This window comes from Jiangella asiatica, assembly GCF_004349065.1.
In the GTDB taxonomy this organism is placed as follows: domain Bacteria; phylum Actinomycetota; class Actinomycetes; order Jiangellales; family Jiangellaceae; genus Jiangella; species Jiangella asiatica.
Genome location: NZ_SMKZ01000011.1, coordinates 72,481 through 96,356, shown reverse-complemented (window position 1 = coordinate 96,356; position 23,876 = coordinate 72,481). Strand labels below are relative to the sequence as shown.

The 23,876-nt window shown below is 70.2% G+C and carries 17 protein-coding genes and 1 pseudogene; 4 read left to right on the top strand and 14 right to left on the bottom strand.

What is annotated here, in order from left to right; all coding sequences use genetic code 11:
- Positions 1-22: 22 nt before the first annotated feature.
- The 3 genes from E1269_RS10025 to E1269_RS10015 all read right to left on the bottom strand — a co-directional run bounded on the left by E1269_RS10025 (position 23) and on the right by E1269_RS10015 (position 3,800).
- The gene (locus tag E1269_RS10025) at positions 23-2,131 is read right to left on the bottom strand and encodes an MMPL family transporter (RefSeq protein ID WP_131893942.1); all 2,109 of its coding nucleotides are present in this window, start codon (positions 2,129-2,131) and stop codon (positions 23-25) included.
- Between the two features lie 303 nt (positions 2,132-2,434).
- The gene (locus E1269_RS10020) at positions 2,435-3,130 is read right to left on the bottom strand and encodes a GntR family transcriptional regulator (protein ID WP_203433290.1); all 696 of its coding nucleotides are present in this window, start codon (positions 3,128-3,130) and stop codon (positions 2,435-2,437) included.
- Between the two features lie 205 nt (positions 3,131-3,335).
- Entirely contained in the window at positions 3,336-3,800 is a 465-nt protein-coding gene (locus E1269_RS10015) for a hypothetical protein (protein ID WP_131893938.1), read from the bottom strand.
- A 116-nt stretch (positions 3,801-3,916) separates the two neighbouring features.
- On the opposite strand from E1269_RS10015, the gene E1269_RS10010 reads away from it, so the two are divergent.
- The gene (locus E1269_RS10010) at positions 3,917-4,564 is read left to right on the top strand and encodes a TetR/AcrR family transcriptional regulator C-terminal domain-containing protein (protein ID WP_203433288.1); all 648 of its coding nucleotides are present in this window, start codon (positions 3,917-3,919) and stop codon (positions 4,562-4,564) included.
- Positions 4,565-4,752: 188 nt separating this feature from the next.
- Here the strand turns inward: E1269_RS10010 and E1269_RS10005 are convergent, their stop codons facing one another.
- On the bottom strand, positions 4,753-6,927 hold the full coding sequence (locus tag E1269_RS10005; RefSeq protein WP_203433285.1) for an MMPL family transporter: 2,175 nt from the start codon (positions 6,925-6,927) through the stop codon (positions 4,753-4,755).
- Positions 6,928-7,072: 145 nt separating this feature from the next.
- Between E1269_RS10005 and sigJ the strand changes: the two genes are divergently transcribed.
- The 3 genes from sigJ (at position 7,073) to E1269_RS09990 (ending at position 10,411) form a co-directional block, all read left to right on the top strand.
- Positions 7,073-7,966, top strand: coding sequence for an RNA polymerase sigma factor SigJ (sigJ, locus tag E1269_RS10000; RefSeq protein WP_131893934.1), 894 nt, complete (start codon positions 7,073-7,075; stop codon positions 7,964-7,966).
- Positions 7,967-8,211: 245 nt separating this feature from the next.
- Positions 8,212-8,973, top strand: coding sequence for a class I SAM-dependent methyltransferase (locus tag E1269_RS09995; RefSeq protein ID WP_239000843.1), 762 nt, complete (start codon positions 8,212-8,214; stop codon positions 8,971-8,973).
- 223 nt (positions 8,974-9,196) lie between these two features.
- Positions 9,197-10,411: a serine hydrolase domain-containing protein gene (locus E1269_RS09990; RefSeq protein ID WP_162606327.1), complete on the top strand. Its 1,215-nt coding sequence runs from the start codon at positions 9,197-9,199 to the stop codon at positions 10,409-10,411.
- Here E1269_RS09990 and E1269_RS09985 read toward each other — a convergent pair.
- The 10 genes and pseudogenes from E1269_RS09985 to E1269_RS09940 all read right to left on the bottom strand — a co-directional run bounded on the left by E1269_RS09985 (position 10,392) and on the right by E1269_RS09940 (position 23,848).
- Positions 10,392-11,519, bottom strand: coding sequence for a sensor histidine kinase (locus E1269_RS09985; RefSeq protein ID WP_203433283.1), 1,128 nt, complete (start codon positions 11,517-11,519; stop codon positions 10,392-10,394). The two genes, E1269_RS09990 and E1269_RS09985, sit on opposite strands and share 20 nt — an antisense overlap.
- Before the next feature lie 31 nt (positions 11,520-11,550).
- Entirely contained in the window at positions 11,551-12,201 is a 651-nt protein-coding gene (locus E1269_RS09980; protein ID WP_131893928.1) for a response regulator transcription factor, read from the bottom strand.
- 336 nt (positions 12,202-12,537) lie between these two features.
- Positions 12,538-13,260 carry a DJ-1/PfpI family protein gene (locus E1269_RS09975; RefSeq protein WP_131893926.1) on the bottom strand — a complete coding sequence of 241 codons (723 nt, stop codon included), beginning with the start codon at positions 13,258-13,260 and terminating at the stop codon, positions 12,538-12,540.
- A gap of 92 nt (positions 13,261-13,352) precedes the next feature.
- Positions 13,353-13,505 (bottom strand): annotated as a pseudogene (locus tag E1269_RS34190) (ABC transporter substrate-binding protein); the annotation flags it as partial.
- A gap of 271 nt (positions 13,506-13,776) precedes the next feature.
- Positions 13,777-15,846: a PQQ-binding-like beta-propeller repeat protein gene (locus tag E1269_RS09965; RefSeq protein ID WP_131893924.1), complete on the bottom strand. Its 2,070-nt coding sequence runs from the start codon at positions 15,844-15,846 to the stop codon at positions 13,777-13,779.
- Positions 15,847-15,893: 47 nt separating this feature from the next.
- The gene (locus tag E1269_RS09960) at positions 15,894-17,948 is read right to left on the bottom strand and encodes a DUF6259 domain-containing protein (RefSeq protein ID WP_131893922.1); all 2,055 of its coding nucleotides are present in this window, start codon (positions 17,946-17,948) and stop codon (positions 15,894-15,896) included.
- 35 nt (positions 17,949-17,983) lie between these two features.
- Positions 17,984-18,988, bottom strand: coding sequence for a hydroxyacid dehydrogenase (locus tag E1269_RS09955; protein WP_131893920.1), 1,005 nt, complete (start codon positions 18,986-18,988; stop codon positions 17,984-17,986).
- Positions 18,989-19,081: 93 nt separating this feature from the next.
- Entirely contained in the window at positions 19,082-21,862 is a 2,781-nt protein-coding gene (locus E1269_RS09950; protein ID WP_131893918.1) for a polysaccharide lyase family 8 super-sandwich domain-containing protein, read from the bottom strand.
- A gap of 82 nt (positions 21,863-21,944) precedes the next feature.
- Positions 21,945-22,862 (bottom strand): carbohydrate ABC transporter permease, encoded by a 918-nt coding sequence (locus tag E1269_RS09945; RefSeq protein WP_131893916.1) that lies wholly within the window; start codon positions 22,860-22,862, stop codon positions 21,945-21,947.
- Positions 22,859-23,848, bottom strand: a complete 990-nt coding sequence (locus E1269_RS09940; RefSeq protein WP_131893914.1) for an ABC transporter permease — start codon at positions 23,846-23,848, stop codon at positions 22,859-22,861. Before E1269_RS09940 ends, E1269_RS09945 begins: the two co-directional genes overlap by 4 nt.
- Positions 23,849-23,876: the final 28 nt, after the last annotated feature.

Below are 23,876 nucleotides of genomic sequence, written 5' to 3'. Positions count from 1 at the left end.
GCGTCCTCCCGGGGGAGTACGTCTAGACCCGGTCAGGGCTCGTGGCCGGCTCCTTCGCCGGCTCGACCGCGACCGCCTCGCGCTCCGACAGACCGACCTTGTCGTGCACCCGCCGCAGCCACATCGGCGCCCACCAGTTCCACTTGCCCATCAGACCCATCAGCGCCGGGACGAGAAGGGTGCGGACGAGGAACGCGTCGACCAGGACGCCGATCGCGGTCGCGACGCCGATCTGCTGGAGGAAGGAGATCTCGCTGGTGCTGAACGCCCCGATCGCGACCGCCAGCAGCAGCGCCGCGGCGGTGACGACGCTGCCGGTTCGGCCGAGCCCGACCGCGACCGCCTCCCGCTCGGGGAGTCCCGCTTCCCTGGCCTCCTTGATCCGGCCGAGCAGGAAGACGCCGTAGTCGGTGGAGAGGGCGAAGACGAGCGCCGCCGTGATCAGGAAGTTCGTGGGCTCGATGCCGCCGTTGGATGTGTAGCCGAGCAGCTCGGTGAACCGGCCGTCCTGGTAGACCCAGGTGATGGCACCGAGGGCGACGCCGACGGTGAGGGCGTTCATCACGACCGCCTTGACCGGCAGCACGACCGATCCCGTCATCAGCCACAGCACCAGCATCGTGAGCAGCACGAGCAGCCCGGCGGCCACCGGGAGGCTGTCGGCGATCGCGTTCTGCTGGTCGATGAACTCCGCGGCCGGGCCGGCGACGAGCGCGTCGGTGCCGTTCGCCTCGGCCAGGTCGCGGACGTCCGCGACGACGGCGCGGGCGTCCTCGCCGGCCGGGTCCCCGGCGACCTCGAGGTCGACCTGCCAGACGCCGCCACCGAGGTCCACGGGATCGGCGGGCGCGACGACGCCGGGCAGGGACGAGGCCTGCCGGGCGAGGTCGGCGGCACCGTCGGCTGCCTCGCCGGCGTCGCTCGCCGCGACGGCGATGGTGACGGGGGTGGTGCCGGTGCCGCCGTACTCGCTCTCGATGGCGTCGGACACGACGCGGGCGCTCTCGCCCAGCGGGACGACGGTCGCGTCGACCGGCGTCCACTCGGCGCGCAGAGCCGGGGCGGCGAGCACGGCCATCATGGCGGCGGTCGTCACGGCGACCATGCCCGGACGACGCATGACGGCGTGCGAGATCCGGTACCAGCGGCCCGCGGCCGCGTCGCCGCCGCGGCGGGCCAGCTTGGCACCCCAGAGCCCGAAGACGATCGGGCTGACGACCAGGGCGGCCGCGGCCGCGACGACCGCGACGACGGCACCGGACAGACCCATCGACTTGAGGAAACCCATGGGGAAGGCGACGAGAGTGGCCAGGGCGACGGCGACGGTCGCCGCGGAGAACACCACCGTGCGGCCCGCGGTGCGCATCGTGGTGACCATGGCGCCCAACGTCGGCCCCTGCCGGTTCAGTTCCTCTCGGTAGCGCGTGAGCAGGAACAGCGTGTAGTCGATCGCCAGACCGAGGCCGAGCCCGATCACGAGGTTGAGCGCGAAGGCGCTGAGCCCGTACACCTGGTTGATCCCGGTCAGCGCCAGGAACGTGCCGAGGACGGTGGTGATGCCGACGGTGAGCGGCAGAACGGCGGCGCGGCCGCCGAAGACGAGCAGCGACAGGAGCACCAGCACCGGGAACGCGAAGATCTCCGCGCGGACCAGGTCCTCCTCGATCTGATGGCCGAGTCGGAGGCCGGCGACCGCGCCGCCGCCGACCGTCACGCCGGGGTCGTCGGCGAAGACCTCGACGGCGTCCTCGGCAACGCTCTGGCTGTCCGCCGCGGCCTCGAGGGTGCCGACGACCAGCGCCGAGGTGCCGTCGGGTGCGGCGCCCCCTGCGGCGGCCGAAGCGATGCCGTCGACGTCGGCCAGGGTCGACGTGGCCGCGTCCACCGCCGCCGCGCCCGTGCCGGGTGGTGTCTGGACCAGGAGCACGATTCCGGGTGAGGGTTCGAGGCCGGTGGCCGCTTCGATCCGTTCGACCGCGCGCACCGAGCCGGCGCCCGGTGGAGCGAAGCCGCCGTCGGAGTCGAGCGCACCCGCGACGGGACCGCCGATCGCTCCGGCCGCGACGACGAAGAGGAACACACCCACGAGGGCGCGGCGCGGCTGGGCGTGCAGGGCCCGCAGGACTCGCATGATCGGGCCGACGACAGGGGGAGCGGGGTGAGGCCCGGGTTGGTCACCGGGTCGCCTGAGATTCATGCTCTCGACCCTCGCCGCAGCGGTGGGGCTGCCGCGTCCGGCCCGAGGAGTAACCGGGGTGCTTCGGCGAGCCGGGCTACTCCCGCCGGCGTACACCGGTCGTCGCACCGTCGCGTCGCTTTCAGCCGGTGCGGCCGTGCGGTTCATGGTAGGCGCGGCGGGCTTCGGGTGAGGAGTGGTCGTGGTCAGAAAGGGTGGTCGTCTTCCGGTACGCCTGCAGGGACTCGCCTCGCGAGGTCAGAGTCCCAGGGGCGCCGATGAAGTGGACGGACTCGGCGTGAACCCGGTGATGAGGGCCTCGATGACGCGCCGCCGGCTCTGCTCGATCTGGTCCGCGCTGAGCTTCCGGGCGAGTGCCGTGTCGCCGGAGAGGATGGAGTCGTAGAGCGCGTGATGCTCGTGCATCTGCTCGCTGCTGGTGTCGCGCACGGTCAGGCTCAGGAAGAACAGCCGCTGCATCTCCTCGAGCAGGGCGCGGATCGAGCGAGCCAGCCGGTGGTTGCCGGCCGCGTCGGCAAGGCGGACGTGGAACTCGCGGTTGTCGACGAGGAACTGTTCGTAGCTGCCGGGATCGCTGTGGTCGTACTCGGCGTGTGCGAGGTCGTGCAGGGCCCGGATCGTCTCGCGTGGCGCGCGGGCGGCGGCGAGCTCGCAGGCCGCTGGTTCGAGCATCAGCCGCAGCTCGAACACCTCGTTGACGTCGGTGATCTTCAGATCCGTGACGCGGTAGCCCTTGCGGGGCCGGACCTCCACCAAGCCGTCCTGCACGAGCCTGCCGAGGGCTCCCCGCACGGGGGTGCGTCCGAGCTGGAACTGCTCGGCCAGCAGGGCTTCGCGCAGTTCGGTGCCGGGAGCGAGCGCGCACGTGAGGATGGCCCGCTTCAGGCGCTCGTAGGCGAGATCGGTGGCGGTGCCCCTGGTGGTGTGTGTCAACCGCCTCGCCTCTCCTCGCGGCTCGTGCCACGGTGATGCATCACTCGGAAGGCTACCCGACCATGCCGCGCCGGGGTTCGTCCCGAACAGATGAGATCCGCACGAGACCGCCCACATCGGTGCAGGGCGGCGTGACCGCCGACTATGACGCGTTCAAGCAGGTGGTTGAGGCCAGTGCCTGACCCGGAGCGACGGTCGTCGCACGTCAACGCGACGGTATGCGGCGCAGCACCATCACCGTGACGGCCAGCCCGACCGCGACCGGAAGCAGACCCAGCGCCCCGTGTGCCGGGGGAACGATGCGCTCGTACTCGCCACCGGGGATGCTCAGGTTGGTGAGCGCGACGAGGGTGCCGAGGGTGAACATGGTCACCGCGATCCGCCGGGCCGAGCGTCTGCGCCCGGCGACGGCACGCATCGTCAAGATCCATCCCGCGACGCCGATCAGCCAGACCGCCGCCAGGTAGCCGGCGATCGCGTTGCGCTCGGTGGCGACGGTGCTGTCCGGCCACCGCGGGTAGGCGTCGCGCACGTGGTCGCCGATGGTGTCAACGGTGGCGATGTCGATCAGCGGGGCCAGCGCGGCGAGCACCGTCAGTGCCAGTCCGGCGTACATGGCACCGCGAACGTGGTCGAGCCTGGACTCCCGGGCGGGTGCTGTCGTGGTCATGGGGTGGTTCCTTCCTGGGTTCGACGGCGTCCTGCCGCTCAATTCTTACGATGTATGATTCTTTCATCGACTATACTTACGTCGTAAGAATTGTCAAAGACTCGGAAGGAGTGGCCGTGACGCCGAGCCGAGGCCGCGGGCAACGCGTGGGACTCACCAGATCGGCCATCCTGCGGGCCGCGATACGGCTGGCCGACCGCGACGGACCGGGGGCGCTGACGATGCGTCAGATCGCCGCCGAGCTCGACGTCGAGGCGATGACCCTCTACCACTACGTTCCGAACAAGACCGCCTTGCTGGACGGCGTCGTCGAGCACATCATCGCCGAGACGGCGCCACCGCACCCGGCCGGCGCATCCTGGCGGGCGACGCTGCGCGAGTTCGCCGGATCGCTGTACGCCACGCTGACGGCCCACCCGAACGTGATCCCGCTCCTGGTCACCCAGCCGGCCATGACGACCCGCAACCTGGCGACCACCGAGGCAGTGCTCGTCTCGCTGCAGGCGGCGGGCTTCCCCCCGCGCCGTGGCCTGCAGATCGTCCACGCCGTCACCGGGTTCGTGCTCGGGCACGCCCTCGTCGAGGCGACGGCACGACCGAGCGGGACGCGGGACACCCCGAACGCCGCCACCACCGCCGACGCCGTCGACCGGGAGCTCTACCCCCTGATGGCCGAAGCCCTCAGCGACGACGGCGCCGTCGACGCCACCACCCGGTTCACCGTCGCCCTCGACGCGCTGCTGTCCGGCTTCGACGCATCATGACACCGCCCGCCCGGAGGCTCGGCGCGCGGCGCCTGGCACGCGCAGCGCCTTCCCGTCCACCTTGTAGGCGTTCCTCGCGGCGGCCTCGTCGCCTACCCAGCATCGTCGTCCCCTCAACTCGGCGGATGCTGTGACCGTAGGCCCTCGATCGGCTGCCTGCCTCACCCGCGGCGGGTGGAACCTCTGACTCAGTGCCGCTCCAGCTCCACCTTCGGCAGCAGCCGGAGCAGCGGTGCCGGCATCCACCAGGCGCGGCGACCCAGCAGCTGCATCGCCGCCGGAACGATCAGGCACCGGATGATGACCGCGTCGACGAAGATCGCCACCGCCATGCCGAAGCCGGTCTGCTGGAGCAACCGTTCCGGACTGAGCATGAAAGCGCCGAAGATCACGATCATGATCGAGCCCGCCGCGGTGATCACCGAGCCGGTGTGGGCCAGACCCTCCCGTACGGCGTGGGACGGGTCCTTGTTCTCCGATCGCACCCATTCCTCATGCATCCGGGAGACCAGGAAGATCTCGTAGTCCATGGAGAGCCCGAAGACGATGGCGAAGATCATCACCGGCAGGTAGGCCTCGATCGGGCCGCCCTCGATGCCGAACAAGCCGTCCTGGTACACGAGCTTCATCGCGCCCAGCGCGGCGCCGATGCTGAGCAGGTTCAGCAGCGCGGCCTTCAACGGGATGAGCACGGAGCGGAACACCGCCATCAGCAGAAGGACCGAGAGGCCGACGACGATGGCCATGAACAGCGGCATGCGTTCACCGACCTTGCCGGAGTAGTCCTCGGACGCCGCCGTGGGCCCGCCGACCAAGTACTGCGCGTCGTTCTGCGCGGACAGCTCCGGCAGCACGTCGTCGCGCAGGGTGCTCACGAGCTCGGAGGTCTCCTCGTCCTGCGGTGCGGAGGTGGGGAAGACGAGGACCGTCGCGGCCTCTCCGTCCGGTGTGGGCAGCGGGTCCGCGACGGCCTGGACGCCCGGGGTGTCGCGGAGCGCCGTGGCGGCCGCGGCGCCGGCCTGCTCGCCGCCGTCGGTCACCACCAGCAGCGGGCCGTTGAACCCTGGGCCGAACCCTTCGGAGAGCAGGTCGTAGGCTTGCCGGCCGGTGCTGTCGGCCGGGTCGCTGCCCGCGTCGGAGAAGCCGAGCCGCACGCCCAACGCAGAGACGGCGAGGGCGCCGACGAGGATCGTCCCGGCCAGCAGGGCCGCCAGCGGACGCCGCTGCACCACGGCCGCGAGCCGGCGCCAGCGAGTGCCGTCAGCGGCCTTGCCCTTGGCCGTGCGCCGCTCGGCTCGGCGGGTGAACTGGCGGGCGAAGCGGCTGCCGAAGATGCCGAGCAGGGCGGGCAGCAGGGTGAGGGAGGCGAGCATGGTGACCAGCACGGTCAGCGCGACGGACAGCGCCATGCCCTGCAGCGAGCCCAGGCCGAGGGCGACGAGACCGAGCAGCGCCAGGATGACGGTGCAGCCGGCGAAGAACACCGAACGGCCGGCGGCGTCCATCGCATTGACGGTGGCGCGCTCCGGCTCGCTGCCCCGCACGAGCTCGGCACGGTACCGGGCGAAGATCAGCAGTGCGTAGTCGATGCCCACGCCCAGGCCGACCAGGATCATGATCGGCGGAGTCCACTCGGCGATCGTGAAGACGTGCGACGCCACGATGATGACACCGACGGTGGACCCGACCGCGAACAGCGCGATGATGATGGGCAGCCCGGCGGCAATGACCGTGCCGAACATCAGGACCAGGATGACCAGCGCGGCCAGCAGGCCCGCGCCCTCGGCGGCGCCGGTCCCGCCCTCGGCCAGCAGGCGGGCCGCGTCGCCGCCCAGCTCGACGCGGAGCCCGTCGCCCTCGACTTCCTGGGCGGCGTCCAGGATGCGCTCGGTGTCAGCCCTCGGCATGTCGTCCGACGGAGTGTCGAGCATCACCGTGGCGTAGCCGATCGTGCCGTCCTCGGAGATGGCGGCCTCGTCGTCGTACAGGCTGCGGACGCCGTCGACCCTGGGCAGGCCGGCGATCTCGTCGAGCATGTCCTCCACGCGCTGCTCGACGCCGGGCTCGCGTAGGCCGCCGTCGTCGTGCAGGACGATCTGGACGGTGTCACCGGCGCGGGCGGCGCCGTGCTCGGCCAGCAGGTCGGCCGCCTGCTGGGACTCTGTGCCCGGGAGGGAGAAGTCGTTGCGGTAGTCGTCGCCGGCGACCGAGGCAGCGGTCCAGACGCCGGCCAGCACGGCGACCCACAGGAGGAGGCCGAGCCATCGGCGGCGGTGGGCGAAGCCGGCGACGCGAGCGAACACCCCGCCCGGAGGCAGGTCCGATCGTGTGCTCTCTCCTCGGTTCAGCTCTGTGAAAGTCATGGTCTCTTCCCCGGAAAGGTTGTCGGGCGTCACGGGGCGGCCGAGCCTCCGCGCCCTGTTGACGACGTAGCCTGACGGGGTGTGACATCGACCTCGCCGGGAGGCGGCCGTGTCACACCGGGACGGGCTACGTCGTCAACAGGGCATGGGTAGGGGAGTGCGGGACGCGGAGGAGTCGCTGGCGCGGGCGTTCGAAGCCAACCGGTCGCGGCTGCTGCGGGTGGCCTACGCCACCACGGGTTCGCTGATCGATGCCGAGGACTGCGTGCAGGAGGCGTGGCTGCGGCTGCGGGGCCTGGACGACCCGGGTACGATCCGCGATCTCGCCGCCTGGCTGACGACGACGGTCAGCAGGCTGGCGCTCGACGCCCTGGGCAGCGCGCGGGCGCGCCGGGAACAGTACGTCGGAACGTGGCTGCCCGAACCACTGGTGGAGGCCCGGTCGCACGACCCGGCCGAGCGGGTGACGTTGGACGAGTCGGTGAGCATGGCGCTGCTCGTCGTCCTGGAGCAGCTCTCGCCCGCCGAGCGCACCGCGTTCGTGCTGCACGACGTCTTCGGCGTCCCCTTCCCCGAGATCGCCGAGGTCGTCGGCCGCACGCCGACGGCGGTACGCCAGCTCGCCTCACGGGCACGCCGGCACGTCGAGGACGGCCGACCGCGGACGCCGGCCACGGCAGCTGAGCAGCGGGATCTGGTCGAGGCGTTCACGGCCGCCTGCGAGGCCGGCGACCTCCCCGGGCTCATCGCGCTGCTCGACCCGGACGTCGTACTGCGCAGCGACGGGGGCGGCAAGGTCGCCACCCTGCCGCGCATCGTGCGAGGAGCTGGCCGGGTGGCCTCCGCGCTGGTCCACTACGGCCAAGACCCGTTCGACGCGCGTCCCGTCGACGTCAACGGCGCTCCGGGACTGGTGATCCGCAACGGGGACGACGGCGTGGTGACGGTCATCGCGTTCACGGTCGACGCCGGGCGGATCACCGCGATCGACGGGGTGCGCAACCCGGACAAGCTCGGACGGATCCCCGACCTGGACTGACGGCGCCGGCGCGGTAGACCGCCGACTCGCCGAACCTCGGCCCGACGATCTGCACGGCACCGGGCATCCCGTCGTCGCCGGTGCCGATGGGCACGGTGAGACACTGACCCATCACGACGCAGTTCAACCACTGGTTCTCTCTCGCGACCCCCGGTCATCGCTGGTTGCGTCACGGCGAGACGGCCTGAGGTAGGCATGCCGCCGGGCGATGGCCCCGTCGCGTGAACCTCGCTAGCGTCGACGCCGTGGCCTTCGACTACGACGGTGAAATGCGTCATCTCGACCCGCTCTTCCGTGCCGCGCTCGGCATCCGGAAAGGGGATCGGGTGCTCGACGTCGGCTGCGGCAGCGGTCGCCCCACTCGCGACGCGGCCAGGATCGCGACCGACGGTTTCGTGATCGGCGTCGACCTCTCGCGGACGCGGATCGAGCAGGCGCGCGAGCTCGCCGATCTCGAGGGCTTGCGCAACGTCGCGTTCGACGTCGCGGACGCGCAGGCGCACCCGTTCCCCGATGCGGATTTCGACGTGGTGATGAGCCGGTTTGGGACGATGTTCTTCGCCGAACCCGTGGTGGCGTTCACGAATCTCGCGCGGGCGACCAGACCCGGCGGCCGCCTTGTGATGACCGTCTGGCGCGAACGCGCCGCCAACGAGTGGTCGGGTCCGCTGATCGACGCCATCCTGAGCGGCGCGGGTCCGGCACCCAGTGACGACGGCCCGTTCTCTCTCGCCGATCGTGTGTCGACCCGCTCGCTGCTGGAGTCAGCGGGCTTCGGCGACGTCGAGTTCTCGGAGTTGTCGCGACCGGTCTGGTACGGCGCGGACGTCGACGCGGCGTTCGACGCGGTGTTGCAACTGCGGGATCCGCGCAGGGCCCTCGGCCGGTTCGCCGGTGCCGATCTCGAACGCGCCCGGGAGCGCCTGCGTGCGCAGCTGGCCGCGCACGCGACCCCGGAGGGCGTGATCTTCGACGCCCGCGCCTGGCTCGTCGTCGCCCGCCGCTGACGCGAGGACGAGCCTACGGCTTCGGGCACCGGGTCCAGATGAGCCCGGGCCAGTTCGACGACCTGGTCGGCCGCGCGAAGCGCGGTGACCTCGATGGTCGGCTGACGCCCACCTGACCGGGCATCGCGAAAGGTTGTGGAAACATCCCGTCGTCTTTGCTGGTGGTGTTCATGTCACCGGCGGAAGGAAATGGATGATGTACCAGCGGTTCGATCGTGATGTGGTGACGCGACGCCGCCTGCTCGTCATGGGCCTCGCGGGCGTCTCCGGCGCGGTCGCGGTCGGCGTGCCGACGATGTCGCGAGCGGTTGCCGCAGCGGGCGGTACGCGAAAGCGCCAGAGTGAGAGTGAGCTCGACGCCGCGTTGCGCGCCATGGTGGGTGGCTCGGACGATCCGGCGCTGGAACCGGTGGGCGCGACCGGGCTGGTCGTGGCGAACGCGATGCGCTGGCGCGGCGCTGCGGGATACGCGGACTGGGAACGACGGCAGCTGGCCCGCTCAGGCGTGGACTACCGGTTCCGGTTCGGTAGCGTCGGCAAGACGTTCACCGCCACCATGGTGCTGCAGCTGGCGGACGAGGGCCGCCTGAAGCTGGACGACCCCGTCGGTCGGCACCTGCCCGACGTCGTGCCCGCCGACGATCAGATGACCGTCCGCCATCTTCTCGGCATGTCGAGCGGCCTGGTCGACTACACGACGCTGCTGAGCCCGACGCTGCGACCCGGATACGCCTCCTACCGCGAGTTCTTCGACGCGACCCGCGCCCCGATCGCGCCCCGTGACCTGGTCGACCTGGCGGTCGGCGAGGGCATGAGGTTCCAGCCGGGCGAGCACTTCGACTACTGCACCACGAACTACATCGTCCTGGGCTTGGTGCTCGAGCGGGTCACCGGGCGGCCGTACGTCGACGAGCTGCAACGCCGGATCACCGATCCGTTGGGGTTGCGCCACACGTCGGTGCCGGAGGGGCGAGAGCTACCGGCGCCGTTCCTGCACGGCTACGGCCACTTCAACGACCGGGCACGGGAATGGGTGGACGTCAGCATCCGGTACGAGCAGGGCTGGGCCGGTGGCGGGTTGGTGTCGACCATGACCGACGTCAGCCGGTTCTTCCAGGCCCTTATGACCGGCCGGCTGCTGCCACCGCGCTGGCTGACCGAGATGAAGACCCCGCTCGGCGCACTGCCGTTTGCTGGCGGCCCGGACGGGCAGGACTACGGCCTCGGGCTGCAGCGGTTCGACCACGCGACGGGCGACAGCACGTGGGGCCACGGCGGGCAGACCCACGGCTACATGAATACCGCGATGTGCAGCGCGGATGGCCGGCTGAGCATCGTGGTGTGCTACACCGGCTTCCCGCGTCGAGAAGGGGGGACGGCAGACCCGTCGGCCGCCTTCCTCGACGTCGCTCGCGAGGTCAGCTGCTGGGCAGGATGACGTGGATGGTCAGCCCGCCGGCCGGGTTCGGCGTGGCGGTGATGACGCCCGCGTGGGCATGGGCGATGGCCCGGACGATCGAGAGCCCGAGCCCGGCGCCGCTGTTAGAGCCGGTCCTGGTGGCGTTGCCCCTCTGGAACGGCTCGAACAGCCGGTCCACGTCGCCTGCCGGCACCCGCGGACCGGTGTTGGTCACTTCAACGCCGACCGGCGTCAGCGTGCGCACCGCGACCCGTCCGCCCGGGTGGTTGTAGCGGATCGCGTTCTGGACGAGGTTGCTCACCAGCTGGTCGAGCAGTGCGGAGTCACCGGCCAGCCTCACGGGTCGGGCGTCGACGGCGACAGTCACCTCGTGCTCGGCCGCGAGAGCTGCGAAGCGCTCGGTGACGTCGTCGACCACCACGGCCAGATCGACCGGCTCACGGGTGGCCAGGCCGGCGTCGCCTCTCGCCAGGACGATGAGTCCGTCGATCAGGCGCTCCGATCGCCGGTTGGTCTCCAGCAGCTGGTCCCGAACCTCCCGCAGCTGATCCGGCGTTGGATCACGGAGGCCCACCTGGATCGCCGTGCGCTCGATGGCCAGCGGGGTGCGCAGCTCGTGCGCCGCGTTGGCGGCGAAGCGCCGTTGGGCGTCGAACGCCTGGTCCAACCGCGAGAGCAACTCGTCGAAGGTGTCCGCCAGCTCCTTCAGCTCGTCCCGCGGCCCGTCCATGGCGATACGGCGGCGCAGGTCTTGCCAGGACAGGTCCCGTGCGGTGGCCGTGACTCGGTGCAGCCTGCGCAGCACGCGACCGGCCACCCACCACCCCACGGCGACGGACAGCGCCGCGAGTACGGCGACAGCCAGCGTCGACGAGAGCAGGATGTTGTCCAGGGCTGCCTCCCGTGCGCTCGCCGCGACGCCCGGCAGCCAGCCGTCCTGCATGTCAGGCGGCTCCGGCTGGCCGGTAGGCGATCCGGACGACCCAGGACGGTCCGGTTCGTCGACGCCGTCGATGATCGACTGGGTGGTGAGGGTTCCCCGCACGAGCACATAGACGACGGTCAGGAGCACCAGCCCCGACACGAGCACAAGACCGCCGTACAGGGCGGTGAGCCGGACCCGCACTGTCGTCCGTCTCAGCCGGCGCCAACCCATCTCAGATCCGGTACCCGGCCCGGGGCACGGTCTCGATCAGCGGCTCACCCAGCTTGGCGCGCAGCTTGCTGACGCAGACGCGCACCGCGTTCGTGAACGGGTCTGCGTGCTCGTCCCAGGCGCGCTCTAGCAGCTCCTCCGCGCTCACGACGGCGCCGCGAGCCTCCACGAGCACGGTCAGCACGGCGAACTCCTGGCTGGTCAGCGAGAGGCGCCGGCCGTCCCGGGTGACCACCCGGCGGGCCACATCGACGACGAGGCCCCGGTGTTCGAGCACTGGCGGACGACGTGGCTCGGCGCGCCGTGCGAGGGCGTGGACGCGGGCCAGGAGCTCTTCGTACTCGAACGGCTTGCCCAGATAGTCGTCAGCACCGAGGTGCAGCCCGTCGACCCGGTCGCGCAGGTTCGTCGCCGCGGTGAGGATGAGGATCCGGGTACGCACGTCCCGCTCCACGACCGTCCGGCAGACGGCATCGCCATGCACGCCAGGCAAGTCACGGTCCAGCACGAGCACGTCGTAGTCGTTGACTGCCAGCTTCTCCAACGCCTCGTCACCGTCGTACGCGACGTCGACCGCCATCGCCTCCCGGCGCAGCCCCTTCGCCAGCATGTCCGCCAAGGCCCGCTCGTCCTCGACAACCAGCACTCGCATCGGACCCCCGTTCCGCCTCCGGCTCGTTCTACCAGGCATCCGCTTGCCGGTGGGCCGCGACGAGCGGCTTCACAGCATGTTCTCAGCTGATCCAGCTTCGCGTGGTCGTCGAGGCGATCCTCGCAGGCGGGTCTGGCTGGCATACACGATGGGTGCGTGGGTGAGCTGACCGCGCGACACTGATGCCACCGAGCGCGACGGTCGGAGACCGCGTACGACGATGACCGCGGGAGAGAGGACTGATCACGTCGGCGGCCTGCGGCGCCGCGGATGCACGACACGCCGCGTCGCCTCGGACGAGGTCGGTCACCTTCGACGATCCAGTACGACGCGGCCTCAGCGTTCGTCGCCGCGCCGGTCGGGAAGCACGGTGAACTCCCCGAGATCGAGGGGGTCGACCTCGCTGAGTGCGCGTTCGAGTGCGGTCTGCTGCGGTGACCCTGGTGGTGCGGGGTCACGCCCTCGGATCACGTCGCCCAGGCGTGCCCAGAGGTTGCGGCGCGTCGGCCGGGCGGGGTCCTGGCGGGCGGTGGCTGTGGTAGCGCCGATTCGAGTGACGAGCTCAGCTCCTCCGTAGGTCCTGGCGACGATCAGCGCGGCTTGGAACGCGGCCGGGCCCCCAGAGCAGGTGATGACCGGGCCGTCAACGACCAGTCGCTCGTGCGACGGGTGCGCTCCGTAGTGTTCGAGGAGCGGACCGGCCAGCCAATGGGTTGCCGCGGTGGCGTCGTCGAGCAGGCCGGCCGCCGCCAGCAAGGCGGAGCCCGTCGAGCTCGCGAGCAGCCATCGTGGTGACACGCGGCGCAGCCAGGCGGCGATCTCAGGGTGCCGGTCCGCTCCGACGCCGCCGGGGACGGCGACGATCTCGGGGGTGCTGATCTCGTCGATGGTGGCGTTGACGATCTGGACCCCTCCCAGGCCAGGCACCTGCCCGAGCGCGGTGCCGACGACCACGGTGCGGAAGCCGGGGATTTGTGACAGCACGAACCGGAAGATCTCGGCCTCGTCGGTGGAGACACCCCGATAGGCGACGATCGCGGTCGTCGAGCTGGCATCCATGACAACTCCTCGTCGCCACCCATCATAGGTGCGAGCTCGGATCTCAGCCGGCGTGAAGGATCCGCCCGCGGGTCCCTTCGACCGCGACGCGCGGCGGGAACCTGGGCCAGCCGCTCGCGAAGGCCCGCCTCGGCTCGTGCACCGAGTGGGCTGAGGCGCTCGGGCAAGTAGCGCAAGAACGGGATCGCGGCACTGTCGTCGCCCAGCAACCTCGCCCATTCGGCGAACTCCGGTTGCAGCGATGGCCGCGCATTCATGCGTTGGCGTCTCCCGCGTGACGATTCGGTCGCAGCTTGCCCAAATCGCGGAGGGGCAGGGCCAGATAGTACGCGTCCTCCTCATCACGGCCTCGGCGGACCGCCCCGAACGACCTCCACCGTCAGGCTGTCGGCCGAGGTGGCACGCCTGAGCGCACCCGCGTGCCCTCCGTGCCGACGATGTCGCGCATTTCCGCTTCGCTTGTGTGACTCGCTGCTGCCTGGGACCTCGCGGTCGGCCTTGGCTTCTCCATCGGGCTCAGAGCCTCAGCCGGTACAGCGAGATCTCGTTCTTGGCGTAGTAGATGTTCCCGTCGGGGCCAAGCGTGGCGGGTCCGGCCTCGGTGTCGATGATCTCGATGGCCATGGTCGCTGGGTCGACGCGGAACAGGTCGCCGTCGCCGGTGCTGCCGTAGGTACCGCCGTCGGGCGCGGCGAACAGGGCGGGGAAACCGGTGTTGGCATCCGCGCCCGGCCGAACGACGGCGGAGCGGAGGACCTGCCGGCTGTCGACGTCGAACTCGAACACTCGGGCGTTGTTCGTCACTCCCCACAGCCGGCCGTCGTCGGCGAAGAAGAGATGGCCGATGTCCTTCGCGTCCTCGAACGGAACACCATCCCAGAGGAGCCGGTCGGCCGCGGCGTCCCACAGGAAGAGCCGGGCAGCGGGGGCGGTCGGCGGGGTGCTCGAAACCCGGGTTGACGTGCCGCCGGCGAGGAGCAGCCCATGAGCGGCCAGACTGGGCACGCCGTGACCCTCGAAGAGGGTGCCGATGACGTTCAGCTCACCGGTGGCCGGGGTGTAGAAGCTGAGGGCGCCGTCGAGCGAACCGACCGGCGCGGTGGTTCCGATGGCGAGCCGGTCGCCGACGCTGGCCAGACCCCAGGGCCGCTCCTGCCCGTACCCGTCGAGGTTGAACAGCTGACGGGGGTTCCGGCCATAGTCCCAGGGCTGCACGGGGTCGAACTCCGCGATGCCGGCGCCGGTGTACGTGCCGAGGTAGAGCTTGCCGTCGTGGATGCCGAAGGCCTCGACCTGCGTCGGCCCGTCCAGTTGCTCGAAGCGCTCCTCTGCGACGATGTACCGCGCCATGACGCCGGAGCTGAAGAACGGCCCGACGTAGACGTTGCCGTCTGGCCCGCCACCGGTCGCGCGGATCGGCACCGGTGATCCCTGCACCTCGGAGTCGATCCATCGCTGCTCGCCGGTGATGGGGTTCCAGTGCCACATGCGGCCCGTCACGCCCATCCCGACCAGGGTCAGACCTGGGAAGCCGCGGCCGGCGAGCGTCGTGTGGCCGATGACCCGCGTCGTCGTGCCCAGCCGGCCGGTGTTGAAGTCCGTGAGCGTGGCCCGCCGGGCGACGAGGTCGTACTCCCAGAGGTTGCGGCTGTCGAGGTCCTCGGCGAAGACCGCGGTGCGCAGCTGCTCGGTCGGCCCGGCGTCGCCGCCGTAGCGAGGCAGGTCGTCGGCCCACTGCCCGGTCCTGGTGTCGTAGACCAGGGCCGCGCGCGAGGGCGAGACGAACACGAACAACAGGCCCTGGACCCAGGCTCGCGGCGTGGCGGCGGACTCGCTCGAGGCGTACGGCTCCGGAAGGGGGATCTCGGACTTCGTCCCGGTCGCGAGGTCGATCGCGAAGAGCCGGCCGTTCGGGCTCGTGCCGGCGTAGAGCAGGCCGTCGCCGACGGCACCGAGGCGGCAGAAGGTCTCACCCTCGGCGATGGGCCCGTAGTCGGTGAACTCGCCGGTGCTCGGGTCGAAGGCGAACGCGTGCCCGTCGGGGTTCGTGCCTCCGTAGACGACGCCGTCCTCGTCGACCGCAATGCTGGGGATCCGGTAGGCGTCCTCGGTGACCTGTCCGAGGTCGACCAGCCGATCCTCCGCCGGCAGGTAGCGGAACAGCCGGCCGCCGGGCCGTCCTTCGAAGTAGACGGACTCGTCGGGGGCGATCTTCAACGCGAACGAACTCTCGTGGTTCGTGATCTCGTGCGCCGTGATCAGGGCCCCCGTCTGCGCGTCGATCACGTTGAAGATCGCGGGAATGCCGTTGCTGACGACGTAAATGACCGGCCGGCCGTCCAGGCGTCCCACGGCACCGGTCCGGACGTTGACGCTGCGCATCGCAATCCCGAGGTCTTCGCCGGCCGTCATCCCGGCCGCCGTGGTCGTCCCGGTGGCGGCGGCTTCGCCCGTGCTCACCAGCCGGGTTCCGGCCCACGCTGGCGCCGCACCCGTGGCGGCGGCCGCTGCGATGGACGCACCTGCGTAGATGAACGCGCGCCGGCCGAACGGCGTCCAGTCGTCATGTCTTTGATCCTGTGGCATGGCTTCACTCCTTCGAACGGGGGTCTCACGAGCGGGGTGTGGATTGGTCAAGCGGCGGGTTCCTGGCGCCGCGCGAACTCGACAACGCGCAGGTCGTCCGCGGTCAGGGACATGCGAACGGTGGTGCCGGGCTCGACCGGGGTCGCGTCCACGACTCGAGAGTCGAGGTCGTAGACGGTCGCGATGGTGGGGCGGGACGATCGTCCCCAGACCGTCGGATCGACCTCGATCGCGGCCTCGACCGGCCGGTCCGTAGGGTTCGCGGTGATGACCAAAACGTCATCGCCGTGCGTGTAGAGCCGTGCGGCGCAGGCATGGGCTCGCAGCCCTTCGAGGAACCGGAACTGCCCGGCGGTGAAGTAGCGGAGGAACCGGCGCCGGAGCCGCGCGAGCTTGCGCAGCACGGCCAGGAGCTCCGGGCAGTCGGCGAGGCGCCGGCTGTGCATGCTTCCTGGCATCACATTGAGCAGGGCACCTTCCATGAACGCCAGCAGCGCACCGCGTGAATGCTCGTTGACGTTCGCGTTGAGGCGGAATTGGGGAAAGACGTAACGGAACGGTGCCGCGTCGGCAAGCTGGTGCGCGCTGCACCACTCCCAGCTGTAGTCGAGGACAGGCACCTTGACGTCGGTGACGTGCTCGCCGGAGAAGGTTCCGCCCGGGCTCGCGGTGCGGATGAGCGCCCGGGCCCGGTTTCCGAACGCCAGGAGTCGCTCGCCCTCCTCGTCCGGGCGGCCGTCCGCGGTGGGATTGAGGTTGGGCTCGGGCCAGGCGGAGAACTGGTCGAAGCAGATCGACGTCGCGCCGAGATCGAGCAGGCGCCGGTAGGCCTGGAGCCCGGTCTCGCGCCACCCGGATGACAGAGCGGAGCCCCGGGTCATGGTGTGGGTGCCGAGGAACGCGACCGGGAACACCGGCAGGAACCCGGGCCCGTAGGTCCAGTCGCTGGTCACCGCCTGCCCTGTTGCGTCGAGGTGGAGCCACTCCGCGTCGGTCTCCGGACCATTCCTGACGAGGTGGTGGCTGACGAACAACGAGACCGGCACGCCGGCCTCGCGGCACCGGCGCAGGGCGTTGCGCAGGTCGTCCTCGGTTCCGAGCCTGGGGTCGAGGACGATCGGGTAGCCGTTCCTGACCCACCAGTGCCAGACGCACAGCTCGGCCAGGCCCAGGTCGGGATCGGCGATCTCGGCGGCGTACTCGGGCAGCTCGTCGATCGGGAACGTCGGCGGCGCGTTGCGCACCGCCGGCCACACGGACCGGATGCCCAGTGCCTCCTGTATCCGGCGCGGCGCCCGGTACGGATAGCGCGCGGCGGCGAAGGACCGGTATGCCCGCGCCCCGGCGTACCAGTCACCGGGGTGCACGAGCAGGACGTAGTCGCCGCTGTCCCAGGTCGTGCCCGGTTCGATGAACGGATAGTGCGCCCAGTGGATGTCGACACGGTCGACGCCACGGTCCGGACGGGCCACGACCAGGCCCTGGGTCGTGTAGCGCGGGTCACGCGAGTAGAGCGTCAGGCCGCGGGAGGAGTCGCCGTAGTCGAGCCACTTCATGGCGAAGTCGATGGCGCCGTAGGGCACGTAGGTCTGCAGGCCACGGTCGAGCCACCAGGCGTCGTCCGGCCGCATCCGCAGCTCCTGGAACGGCAGGATGCGCCGGCGGCCGAGCTGCAGGCGAGCCCGGCTGGTGCCGCCGATCGGCTCGAGCCCCAGCAGCCGGGGGAACAACACCTGCGGGACGCGCTCCGACCCGGCGTTGTGGACACGAGCCCTCAGCACGAGTCCGTCGTCGGCCGGCGTGAACGTGATCTCCACGTGCAGCGCCGCCCGGTGATGTTTCGAGGCGAGCTCCCGATAGGTCAGCTGGAGGGTGCCGTCGTCGTGCTCGACCTCCGGTCGCCCGTGGATGCCGGTCTCGATGAAGTGTGAGGGGTAGTCCGGAAGCGGGACGGCGAGGCGCAGCAGACCACGGCCCGTCGAACTGCGCACGAAGTGTGTCTTCGGTTCGGTGAGCCGCACCATTGCCACCGCGCCCGATTCGGGATCGACGCCGATCCGTCCGGCCGGGATGTCGATCCACGTCATCGTCGCCTGTCGCATCAGCCCTCCGTTCACTCGTCCCGGTCAGGCCGGGTTCAGGCCAGGACGTCGTAGGTGTCCAGCGTGATCTCGTGGGCCAGCGGCTCACCGGCCACGAAGCGTTCGATCTCGCCGACGACGACGTCACCCTGGTGGAACCGCGCCTCGACCGTCCCACCGGCGACGTGCGGAGTGATCACGACGTTCGGCAGCCCGTAGAACGAGCTGCCGGGCGGCAGCGGCTCGGTGTCGAACACGTCCAGACCGGCCCGAAGCCGTCCGGACACCAGCTCAGCGAGCATGGCGTCCTGGTCGACCACCCACGATCGCGCCGTGTTGACGAAGACCGCGCCGTCGGGCAGCAGCGCCAGCTGGCGGGCGCCGATCATCCGCCGCGTCTCCTCGGTGGTCGGCGCGTGCACGGCGACTACCTGGCTGCGGGCGAACAGCTCGTCCAGGCCGACGAGCTCCACGCCGAAGTCCGCGCAGGCGGCCGGGTCGGCGTAGGGGTCGTAGGCGCGGATCTTGCGGACGCCCATGCCGCGGACCATCGACGCGTAGTGCCGGCCAGTGCGGCTCATGCCCACGATGCCCACCTGCTGCTCGGACAGCGCCCGCCCCAGGTCGGGCTGACGGGCGCTCGCCCAGTCGCGGCCGGTCCACAGCCCGCGGTCGTGGACGTGCACGTTCCGGAGCAGGACCAGGGTGAGCGTGACGGCCAGCTCCGCGACCGCGGGCGCCATCGCCTCGGCGGCCTGAGTCACCCGAAGCCCCTGCTCCAGCAGCTTTCTCGGAATCCGGGCGCGCACGGAGCCCGCGCTGTGCGCGGCCAGGCGCAGCCGGGCACCGAGGAGCGCACCGGCTTCGAACGGCGCCGTGCTCCACGACGTGATCACGACATCGAACGAGTCCGCCAAGCCGGCGGGCAGCGCGGCCCTCGCGCCAGATGCCGCGAAGGTCACCTCCCCGAGCCCGCCGAGCCGTTCCCGAGCCGTCGGATGGAACAGGAGGTCCACTTCGTGCCGCGTCACAGCGACGAAGATGCGGAGGTCAGGCGTCACTGTTCGGTTTCCTTCCGATCCAGGGTTCGCGGGGCGTAGGTGTGACGACGGTGGCGGCGCCGTGCGGACCACGATGGCGGGCCCTCTGCGCCCTCAGCCGCGTGGTGGCCTGCGGTGGAACGTGACCCGGTGGCTGCGGGCATCGCCGGCGCTGGTATCGACTGCGATCGTGATCTTGTCGCCGAACTCGACGACCTCGACGGTGTCGTCGCCGGTCCACGTGCGGTAACGCCCACGTGGTTCGACGGACAGCCGCAACCGAGCTTGCTCCTGGGTGGGATCGGACACGGCGATGCTCAGTTCGCTGCCGCGTTCCCGGACGAGCACCGAGCAGCCGCCACGGTGTCGCATCGGACCGAGCCGAACGGCGTCGGCCACCGCGACGCCGTTCGTGCCGTCGCGGACCTCGACGTAGTACGCCTTGCCGGCGGTGAAGTCGAACGCCCCGAGCGGCACCCAGCGCGAGCCGAACGTGCGCTGCCCGATCAGCCGCTCGGTCACACCGCCGTCGTGCTGGATGGCGAACGGCGTGTCCGTCGCCCGGCTGTCGCCGTCGAACCACCACGCGTCCACGCCGTAGCGGCCGGAGACCGGAACCGTGATGTGGAACCGGGCGACGGCCGTTCCACCGGCGGGATGCGCGTGGTGCTGGTGCCCGTTCCAGCGGCCGTTGCCCTGGCCGGTCAGCCAGGTCCCGCTGACGATCTCGAACGTGGGGTCCAGGTCGTCGAAGACGAGCGTCGGCACGTCGGTGTTCGCGGGTGGTTCGGCGGTGATCCCGCCGACCGTGCCGGCGTCCCAGAAGTTGGCGGCGGTGATCCCGGTCGACGGCTGGCGAACGGCGTGCAGGTCCTTGGTGTCGGACAGGATCTCCAGGTCCGGATCCGTTGCCAGCTCTGCGGTGCGCGCGGCGGACGCCCCAGGCACCAGGAGGTAGGCGTAGGTGTCGCCGGACGGATGGGCGCCGTGATCGACCCACAGCGTCAGATACCGGCGGGTGATCGGCGTGGGATCACCGCCGGATCTCATGTCGGCCCAGCTGCCCGTCCGCTCGTTCCGGAAGGCGTTGACGGTGAGCCCGGCCGGGAAGACGTAGCCGGCCACGCCGTCGATGTGCGCCCATCGCGCGTTCGAGAAGGTGCCGGTCCAGCCCTGGTCATCGGGTTGGAGGCTGCCGTCCACCCGCAGCTCGTTTTTCCCGTCGGCATGCAGGTGGCGGTTCTCGACGATGGTCTCCACCGAGTTGCCGGTCGGGCTCTCGATGACGGTGCCGAGCGCGAGGACGTACTCGTCGAAGCAGAACCACGACTTGCGGGCGGCGAGGGGATAGACCCGCTCCTGGACGTCCATGCCGACCGCACCGAAGCTGCCGTCCAGGGCCGCACCGCCGGCCCACAGCGCGGTCGAGGTCCGCCACCCGATGTCGTCGGAGAGCGGTGTGGTGTCGACGGTGATGCCCGGCAGGCGCATCTTGTCGACGGTCGGCCAGAAGTTGTCGCTGTACTGCCCGTTGTCGCCGTCGTACAGGTAGGTCATCCCGCTGGCGGTGTACGTCCCCTTGCGGTTCTCGCCGTTGTTGGCCTCGAACGCCTTGACCCAGCGGCTGTGCATGGCGATCGCGACGGCCCATCCGTTGCGGCGGTGGACGGCCCGGTCCATCGGGCCGTACGAGAAGTGCCCGTCGGGTTCAGGGCTCGGCGTGACGCCGGCGTCGGTCAGCAGGTCGTGAAACCGAGCGGCGGCGGCCACGCCGAGTCCCTCGTACGGCGGGTGGTACGTGTCGCGCTCCAGCCAACCCCGGCACGCTGCCCGCCACCTGGCCTGGGTCTGGGCGTCGACGGCCGGCACCAACCCGAGGATGGCGTTGATCGCCGCCTGACCCTGGGTGTGCTCGATGGCCGGCGGACGAGCGATCGTCCGACCGTTGACGCAGTCCATCATCCGGCCGTCATGGATCAGCGGGACGTAACCGAGATCGATCAAGCCGAACAAGTTGTGGATCGTCGGATCGGTGATCTCCCACGGCGATCCGGCCAGGAGCGCGACCGTGCTGCTGATGCCGGCGACCAGGGTCAGCCCGTACGAGCCGTTGTACGGCACGCCGGTGTGCTGCAGGAACGACCCGTCGGGCATGAACCCGTCCTCGGTGGAGTGCTTGATGTACTGGTACGTGACGCGCAGTCCGTCGAGGGCCTGGGCGATTCGCTCGCTGCTCCCCGAAACGATGCCGTCGATGGCCGCCACCATGCAGGTGTCCACTCGGTTGGCACCGCTGTGGCCGTTCTGTGACGGGTCGGGCACGAAGTGCCGAATCGCGGCCACGTATCGATCGCGGTCGGCAGCGGGCAGGTGGTCATACACGATCGCCATCGTGTCGCCCAGCCGGCGCGGGGCGGCGATCTGCCACGGGTACCAGTTGCCGGCCTCCTCGCGCCCCTCGTAGTAGGCGACCGCGTTGGCGACCCGGAGTCCTTCCAGGACCTCGGCGAGCACGTGGGCGTCGCCCTCGACCGCCGAGCCAGGAGTGAACCACGCCCGCGCCATGTCCCGGAGCCGGCCGTACGTCGTCGTCAGCATGGCGGAATCGGTCAGGTTCGCGAGCTCGACGTCGCTGAACACGCCCACGTCGCTTGGCGCGTACAGGGCTCGGGACTCCGCCACCTCGGCGTCCATGGCCGCGATCGCCTCGACGAAGACCGGCTCGCCCGGCCGGACCAGGCTCGCACCGGTCATCATGTCGCGCCACCGCGCGCGCAACGCCGCCGTGGCGTCCGGTTGGGCTTGTGCACCACCGACGCCGATGCCGGGGACTGCGAGCGCCGCTGCGGTGGCTCCGGCAGCGGAGAGAAGCGATCGGCGGGTGAACGGGCTCATGTGTCCTCCTCGACATGCGGACGGATTGCCAGGCGTCCCCCACGTGCGCAGGTCGTTCGTCACTGGTGCTCCTTGCGGGGATTCAGCCTTTGATCGCGCCGATGTAGATGCCCTTGGCGAAGTGCTTCTGCAGGAACGGGTAGATCAGCGCGATGGGCACGATGCTGACCACGAGGACGGCCATCTGGAGCGACTGCGGTGCCGGGATGAAATCGCCGACGACGTTCGGATCGACGTCCATGGTCGCCTCGTCCACCACGTACGTGCGCAAGACCAGTTGGAGCGGCCACTTCGAGGCATCCTGCATGTACAGCAGCGCGTTGAAGAACGCGTTCCAGTACGCGACGGCGTTGAACAGACCGATCACCGCGACCACGGCCTTGGAGAGTGGAAGGACGATGCGCGTGAGGATCTGCAGCTCGCCGGCGCCGTCGATCCGGGCGGCGTCGATGAGCTCCGGTGGGATGTCGAGGAAGAACGCCCGCACGATCACGACCTGGAACGCCGTGACCAGGCCGGGCAGGATCAGCGACCAGTAGGAGTTGAGCAGACCGAGTTGCTTGATGGTCAGGTACATCGGGATCATGCCCGGGCTGAACAGCATCGTGAACAGCACGGTCAGCAGGATCGGCTTGTGCGCGAAGGTTCCGGGTCGGCTCAGCGAGTAGGCCAGCAGGGTGATGCAGACGATCGACAAGGCGGAGCCGACGAGGGTGATCCCGACCGAGACCATCAATGCCCGGGTGACGATCCCGCCGGCGAAGATCGCCCGATACGCGTCGAGGGAAGGGTCGTCCGGCCACAGGACGTAACCCCCGGCCGCGTTGATCTGTGGCTCCTGCGCCAGGCTGGTCGAGACCACCGCGAGGAACGGGAGGACGACGACGGCACAGCAGAGGAACAGCACGATGCCCTTGGCCGCGCGGACCGGATGACTGGGCAGCGCGGCACCGTTGATCGTGCGTAAGCGGCCCTCACGGGGGGTGTCGGTCTGGCTCACTTGGAGTACACCCCCCGCTCGCCGAACAGATGGGCGACCTTGTTCGCACCGAGCACCAGCACGAGGCCCACCAGGCCCTTGACAAGGCCGACGGCCGCCGACGTGCCCCAGTTGCCGCCGACGATTCCCTCCGTGTACACGTAGGTGTCCAGGACCTCCGACGCCTGTGTCCCGACCGCCCGCTGTTGCAGGATGATCTGCTCGAAGCCGACGGTGAGCACGTCACCGAGCTTGAGGATGAGGAGTAGGACGATCACCCCGCGGATGCCGGGCAGCGTGATGTGCCACAGTTGGCGCATCCGCCCGGCGCCGTCGACCGCCGCGGCCTCGTAGAGCTCGATGTCCATCCGAGACAGGGCCGCGAGGAAGATGATCGTGCCCCAGCCGGCGTCCTTCCAGATCACCTGCGACGTGATCAAGGTGATGAACAGGTCCGGATTGCCGATGATCTCGAACGTGCCCCAGTCCTGGGACCGTAGCCACGAGTTCAGCAGGCCGGCGTTGCCCACCATGTGCTGGAAGATCGCGACCACGACCACCCAGGACAGGAAGTGCGGCAGGTACAGGATCGACTGCACCGTCCGCTTGAGCCGCTCGCTGAGGAGGCTGTTGAGCAACAGGGCCAGCGCGATCGGCACCGGGAAGACGAGCACGATCTGGACGAACGAGATGATCAGGGTGTTCTTCAGCGCGTTGAGGAACTGCGGGTCGCCGTTGAAGACCACGCTGAAGTTGTCGAACCCGACCCACGGCGAGTCCAGGATTCCGATGTAGGGCTGGTAGTCCTTGAACGCGATGACGTTGCCCAGCAGCGGGACGTACTGGAACACGACGACGATGATCAGACCGGGCACGCCGAGGAGCAGCAGGAACCGGTCCCGGTGAAGCCTGCGCCACCGCGACAGCCGGCGCTCGGGCGGACGCTCCTCCCGGGCCGCCGCGGGTCCTCGTGGCTCACGCGTCACGAGGTCGTGTGGTGCCGCCATGGCCTCTCCTTCACGCGGATGGGACGGC